The sequence below is a fragment of the Pseudomonas fuscovaginae SE-1 genome, from assembly GCF_000364705.1.
GTDB classification, from domain to species: Bacteria; Pseudomonadota; Gammaproteobacteria; order Pseudomonadales; family Pseudomonadaceae; genus Aquipseudomonas; species Aquipseudomonas fuscovaginae_A.
Genome location: NZ_AQOH01000320.1, coordinates 1 through 5,963 on the forward strand (window position 1 = coordinate 1; position 5,963 = coordinate 5,963).

At 62.8% G+C, this 5,963-nt stretch carries 5 protein-coding genes; 3 read left to right on the forward strand and 2 right to left on the reverse strand.

The genetic code is table 11. The features are described 5' to 3' along the window. The coding region (locus K675_RS0125660) for a tetratricopeptide repeat protein (RefSeq protein WP_017906325.1) at positions 1 to 917 on the forward strand (917 nt) is incomplete at its 5' end. A gap of 10 nt (positions 918 to 927) precedes the next feature. Beyond that, the gene (locus K675_RS0125665) at positions 928 to 1,320 is read left to right on the forward strand and encodes a hypothetical protein (RefSeq protein ID WP_026145537.1); all 393 of its coding nucleotides are present in this window, start codon (positions 928 to 930) and stop codon (positions 1,318 to 1,320) included. 227 nt (positions 1,321 to 1,547) lie between these two features. On the opposite strand, the gene K675_RS0125670 is transcribed toward K675_RS0125665, so the two are convergent. Together K675_RS0125670 and K675_RS0125675 are read right to left on the reverse strand one after the other, a co-directional pair. Further along, complete coding sequence (locus K675_RS0125670) at positions 1,548 to 2,543, reverse strand: sulfate ABC transporter substrate-binding protein (protein ID WP_017906327.1); 996 nt, start codon at positions 2,541 to 2,543, stop codon at positions 1,548 to 1,550. 91 nt (positions 2,544 to 2,634) lie between these two features. Then, a complete protein-coding gene (locus K675_RS0125675) occupies positions 2,635 to 3,459 on the reverse strand; it encodes an ion transporter (protein ID WP_017906328.1) in 825 nt (274 codons plus the stop codon). A gap of 193 nt (positions 3,460 to 3,652) precedes the next feature. Here K675_RS0125675 and K675_RS0125680 point away from each other — a divergent pair. After that, positions 3,653 to 5,963, forward strand: a 2,311-nt coding sequence (locus tag K675_RS0125680) for an autotransporter outer membrane beta-barrel domain-containing protein (RefSeq protein WP_017906329.1), incomplete at its 3' end; no start/stop codon positions are given.

A 5,963-nucleotide genomic window follows, 5' to 3' on the forward strand; every position in this document is an offset into this window, starting at 1 on the left:
TACTGGTGCCGGTGCTCGGGATGGTCCTGTACCTGCATTTCGGCGCCAGCGACAAGGTCGAGCTGACGCGTGAGTTCGCCCAGGCGCCGCAGTCGATGGAAGACATGACGCGCCGCCTGGAGCGTGCGGTCGCCGCCCAGCCGGACTCGGCCGAAGGCCTGTATTTCCTGGGTCGTGCCTACATGGCCCAGGAGCGGCCGGCGGATGCGGCGAAGGTCTTCGAGCGCACCGTCCAGCTGGCCGGGCGTCAGCCCGAATTGCTGGGGCAATGGGCGCAGGCGCGTTACTTCGCCGATGGCAAGCGCTGGTCACCGCAGGTCCAGGCGTTGACCGACGAAGCGCTCAAGGCCGACCCCAACGAAGTCACCAGCCTCGGCCTGCTGGGGATCGCCGCGTTTGAAGGCGAGCGCTACCAGGAGGCGATCGACTACTGGAAGCGCCTGCTGGCGCAACTGCCGGCGGAGGATCCGTCCCGTGCCGCGTTGCAGGGTGGGATCGACCGTGCCGGCGAGAAGCTGGTACAGGGCGGTGGCAAGGTGGCGATGGCGCCGGTCGACAAGGCAGCGGTTGGGCAGGGCGCCCAACTCAAGGTGCGGGTCGACCTGGCTGCGGACATCAAGGCCAAGGTCCAGCCGAGTGACAGCGTCTTCGTTTTTGCCCGTGCCACCCAGGGCCCGCCGGCACCGCTGGCCGCCAAGCGCCTGACGGTGGCCGACCTGCCGGCCACGGTCGAGCTGGGTGATGCCGACGCGATGATGCCGCAATTGAAACTGTCGAACTTTCCCGAAGTCCAACTGGTTGCACGGATTTCCCGCGCCGGCCAGCCGATGGCCGGTGAGTGGATCGGGCGCAGCCAGCCGCTGGCCAGCAGTACCGCCGCGCAACAGAACCTGACCATCGACAGCCCGGACAAATAGAGAACCCGCCATGACCTCCATCGCTCGCCTCACCCTGTTAACGCTGGTCCTGGGGTTGAGCGCCTGTACGGTCCATCGCCCCTCGGCTCCGACGGGCCCGACGATTCCACCGTCAGGCCCGACAACCCAGCCCTCTCCGCCCGCCACGCCGGGCAAGCCGATCCCGGCGGCCAAGCCGCGTCCGAGTACTTCGGCGACTTTCGCTCCACCGCCTGGCGGGCGCAGTCACTGGGATGGGCAGATGGGCGTGTATGTGCTCGACAACCAGCCCAACACCTTCTATCGCCAGCGCACCTACTACCGCTGGGACAATGGCTGGAGCCGTTCGATCAGCCCGAATGGGCCTTGGGAAGAAACCGACATCCACGGCGTGCCGCCGGGACTGGGCAAGCAGTTCGAGTAGGAGCGCGGCTTGCCGGCGAACCGCCAAAGGCGGCCATTCACCGCCCGGTGGCAGCAGCCAGTACGCTTTCGCGGACAAGCCCTGTCAGTGCGGAGTGTCTGATTCGATCGTTCCCACGCTCTGTGTGGTAACGCAGCCCGTGACGCTCTGCGTCACAAGAGCGGACGCTGAGCGTCCGAGTCGGCATTCCCACGCGGAGCGTGGGAACGATCGGCTGGGGCGGGGTACTACTTGCCGTAGATCTGGTCGAACACGCCACCATCGTTGAAGTGGGTCTTCTGCACCGTCCGCCAGTCACCGAAGGTCTTCTCGACCGAGAGGAAGTCGACTTTCGGGAAACGATCGGTGAACTTCGCCAGCACCTTCGGATCACGCGGACGCAGGTAGTTCGCCGCCGCGATTTCCTGGCCTTCCGGCGACCACAGGTATTTCAGGTACTCCTCGGCCGCCGCACGGCTGCCTTTCTTGTCCACGACCTTGTCGACCACGCTCACCGGCGGCTCGGCCTCGGCGGACACGCTCGGGTAGATCACTTCGAACTGGTCGCGACCGAACTCGCGGGCAATCATTTCCGCTTCGTTCTCGAAGGTCACCAGCACGTCGCCGATCTGGTTGGTCATGAAGGTGGTGGTCGCGGCGCGGCCACCGGTGTCCAGCACCGGCACCTGCTTGAACAGCTTGCCGACGAAGTCCTTGGCCTTGTTCTCGTCGCCGCCGTTCTTCAGTACATAACCCCATGCCGACAGGTAGGTGTAGCGGCCGTTACCCGAGGTCTTCGGGTTCGGCACGACTACCTGCACGCCTTCCTTGAGCAGGTCCGGCCAGTCCTTCAAGGCTTTCGGGTTGCCCTTGCGCACGATGAACACGGTGGCCGAGGTGAAGGGGGCGCTGTTGTTCGGCAGACGGGTGACCCAGTTCTCCGGTACCAGCTTGCCATTGTCCGCCAGGGCATTGATGTCGGTCGCCATGTTCATGGTGATCACATCCGCCGGCAGGCCATCGATCACGGCGCGCGCCTGCTTGCTGGAGCCGCCGAAGGACATCTGCACGGTGACGTTTTCGTTGTGCTCGGCCTGCCAGTGTTTCTGGAAGGCGCTGTTGTAGTCCTTGTAGAAGTCGCGCATGACATCGTAGGACACGTTCAGCAGGGTCGGGGCAGCCTGGGCGATGCCGCCGAAGGCCAGGCCAGCGGCCAGGAGTGAGGCGCCAAAGAGTTTTTTCACTGCGCATTCCTTGTTCGAGTAGAGAGAGGGCAATTTGCCAGCGACTATAACGGGGAGCGCATAGGCGCTTAAAGATTAAAAAGTACTTTGCTTATTCCCTTTTCTTGAACAGCGCATTGCCACAACGCGAGCAGAAGGACGCCTCCGGCTCATGGCTGTTCTTGCCGCACACCGGGCACGCATGCTTGAGCTGTTCGCCGCGCAGTGCGGTAGCGAGTTCGGCGGTGAAGATCCCGGTGGGCACGGCGATGATCGAATAGCCGGTGATCATCACCAGCGACGAGATGACCTGCCCCAGTACGGTCCTGGGCACGATATCGCCATAGCCGACCGTGGTCAGCGTGACGATCGCCCAGTAGATGCCCTTGGGGATGCTGCTGAAGCCGTGCTCGGGGCCCTCGATCACGTACATCAGGGTGCCGAACACGGTGACCAGGGTGCAGACGCCGAACAGGAACACCAGGATCTTCTGCTTGCTGCCGCGCAGGGCGTCGAGCAGGTAGTGGGCCTGCCTGAGATAGGGCGCCAGCTTGAGCACGCGGAAGATCCGCAGCATACGGATGATGCGGATGATCAACAGGTACTGGGCGTCGCTGTAGTACAGCGCGAGAATCCCCGGGACGATCGCCAGCAGGTCGACCAGCCCGTAGAAGCTGAAGGCATAGCGCAGCGGTCGTGGCGAGCAGTAGAGGCGTACCAGATACTCGACCGCGAAGATCAGCGTGAAGCCCCATTCGATCCCGGCCAGCAGGCCGGCGTAGTTCTGGTGGATGTCCTCGATACTGTCCAGGACCACCGTCACTAGGCTGGCGAGGATGATCAGCAGGAGGATCTTGTCGAAACGCCTGCCAGCGACGGTATCGGTTTGAAAAACCATGACGTAGAGCCGCTGGCGCCAGTCGTTGTTGCTGTTCATAGAATGTGGTTCTTGAAAGGGCCTTGGGAGAATCGGCAGCGAGCGTGTGGGATTGCCGGGCAATGTGCAAGTCGGGAAAATGGTGGCACTTTGCCTTAAAGTGTTTCTGCTTTTTGTCGATATGGATGTTTCAAAATATTACTCGGGACTGTGGCAGTTGCCAGTGGTCCGTCTGGAATCTCATGGACAGGAAATGAATAGGACGTTTTTCAGCAAGACCCTTCTGGCGGTAGTTGTCAGTGCAGCCGCAGCGCCAGTCGGTGCGACCCAGTATGACCTGGGACAGGGCTTCAAGGATTGGAGCGGGGCTACCGTCACCGACGGCCTGACGCTGACAGGGCAACGCAAGCCCGCCGACAGTAATGACAGGACCGGTGTCACGTTATTCCAGACCGCAATCCAGGGAGGCTTCATCAATCGCGGTGACTTTCTGTTCGATACGCCGGAGGCGGTGGTCACCGCCATCGGCATGGATGCCGGGTTTCACCCCGGCTTTCCCTCTGGCGGTACTGTGCAGGGCGACTTCATCAACGAAGGCCGCATCGTGCTTGCCAATGTGAGGAATGCCGAGGGTATAGAGATCGGCAACACTCACATCACCGGCAGCTTCATCAACTCCGGCACGGTGTCTATCAGCATGGCGCCAGACCTGGAGTTTCCCGGATCGCCAGAAGGGATCTACCTGCATCGGACCACGCTGGATGGCGACCTGGTCAATAGTGGGGTTATCGATGTCCAGGGCAGGGATACCGTGGGTCTGATCCTGGACTCCGGTCAGGTGAACATTGGTGGCAGGGTTCTCAACTCGGGAACGGTCAAGGCAACAGGCGAAGAGGCCCAGGCCTTTCATGTCGAGACCGGCACCAGTGCACTGCGGATCGAAAACACTGGTTCGATCATCAGCGTTGGCAAGAACTCGCAGGCTGTTTCCTGGCTGGACGGCTCGATCGACTCGTTCCTCAACAGCAAGCTGGTCCAGGCTTCGGGTGACGGAGCCACGGCGATTCTGCTGTCTGGAGCCGATTTCACCCACACTTCGGCTGCCGGCAACCGTGACATCATCAATACCGGTACCATCGTTTCTGATGGCGTAGCCATCAGGGTCGGCTCCGACCAGGTCGCGCATTTCGAGATCAACCAGCGCTCCGGGCTGATCCGCAGCAACCAGGGCTCGGCCATCGACGGCGGCGGGCTGGCACGGTTGAACTGGACCGGCGGTTCCATCGTTGGCGACCTGCTGAACATGGAAGCGGTGGACGTATCCGGCCCGGCCAGCTTCACGGGCTCGAAAATCGGTAGCACGGTTTCGGTGTCCAGCGGCTCACTGGACCTGCAGGCACCGGGCACACGCATCACCGGCGACTTGAACGTGGCGTCCGGGGCTGGTGTCGGCATGGCACTATCGGACCGGGTGGTGCCTGGCACGCCTTATCTGACGGTGGCCGGCAATGCCGCCTTCGCTTCCGGCTCGCGAGTGATCCTCAATGCCAATCCTGGTGACTTTGCCTCTTCGTCGACCGGCACCCACTACACCCTGGTCAAGGCAGGCACGTTGCAGGACAACGGCCTGAGCGTCGGCAGTTCATCGGCACTGCTCAATGTCAGCAGCTTCAGCAGCGATGTCCAGACCGTCAGCGCGGTGGTGAACGTCAAGAGCGATGCCCAGGTCGCCAGCGAACTGGGTAACGCCGGGGCGAGCCGGAGTACGCTGGCCGCGGTCAACCAGTTCAAGAACGGTCCCCTGTCGCGGCTCGACAGCAACGATGCGGTATACAAGGCCTTTGCCGGTGCGGCTTCGCAGGAGCAACTGGCCCGGTTGGGCGAGCGCCTGGCACCTGAAGTGAACCGTGGCGCGATCGATGCCGCCAGCTCGGGCCAGGCGATCACCAACAATGTCATCTCCAGCCGGGTCGGTGGCTTGCGCTCGGGGCTTTCCTCCGGCGATACGCCGCTCAGCACCGGCGTGTGGATCCAGGGACTGACCAGTGAGCTGAACCAGGATACCCGGGACGGAATCGCTGGCTATTCGGCCGACAGCGATGGCGTGGCGGTGGGGGCCGACACCCAGTTGGACAGCTCGACCACCCTGGGACTGGCGTACTCCAACCTGAACACCCGCGTGGCCTCCGATACCGGCAACAAGACCCAGGTCCTGGGCAATACCTTGAGCCTCTACGGCAGTTGGGGCCTGGATAACTGGTTCGTCGACGGCAACCTCAGCTATGGACGCAACGATAACGACAGCAAGCGCTATATCGCCGACAGCACGGCCAAGGGCAGCTATCACAGCGATGTCTGGGCGCTCAGTGCATTGGGCGGCTACAGCTTCCGGCTGAGTGAGCAGGTGCTGCTGGAGCCTCGTGTCGCAGCCCGTTACTCCAACATCCGGATCGACAGCTACGACGAGCACGGTTCCTCGGCGGCCCTGCACAACAACGCCCAGCGTTTCGAGGTCGGTGAGCTGGGCGCGGGCCTGAGGCTGGCGGCGAACCTGCCGCTGGCGA

Excerpts from the sequence above, each read along its gene's own strand:
- K675_RS0125675 (WP_017906328.1), bottom strand. The coding sequence starts at position 3,459 with ATGAACAGCAACAACGACTGGCGCCAGCGGCTCTACGTCATGGTTTTT.
- K675_RS0125665 (WP_026145537.1), top strand. The coding sequence starts at position 928 with ATGACCTCCATCGCTCGCCTCACCCTGTTAACGCTGGTCCTGGGGTTG.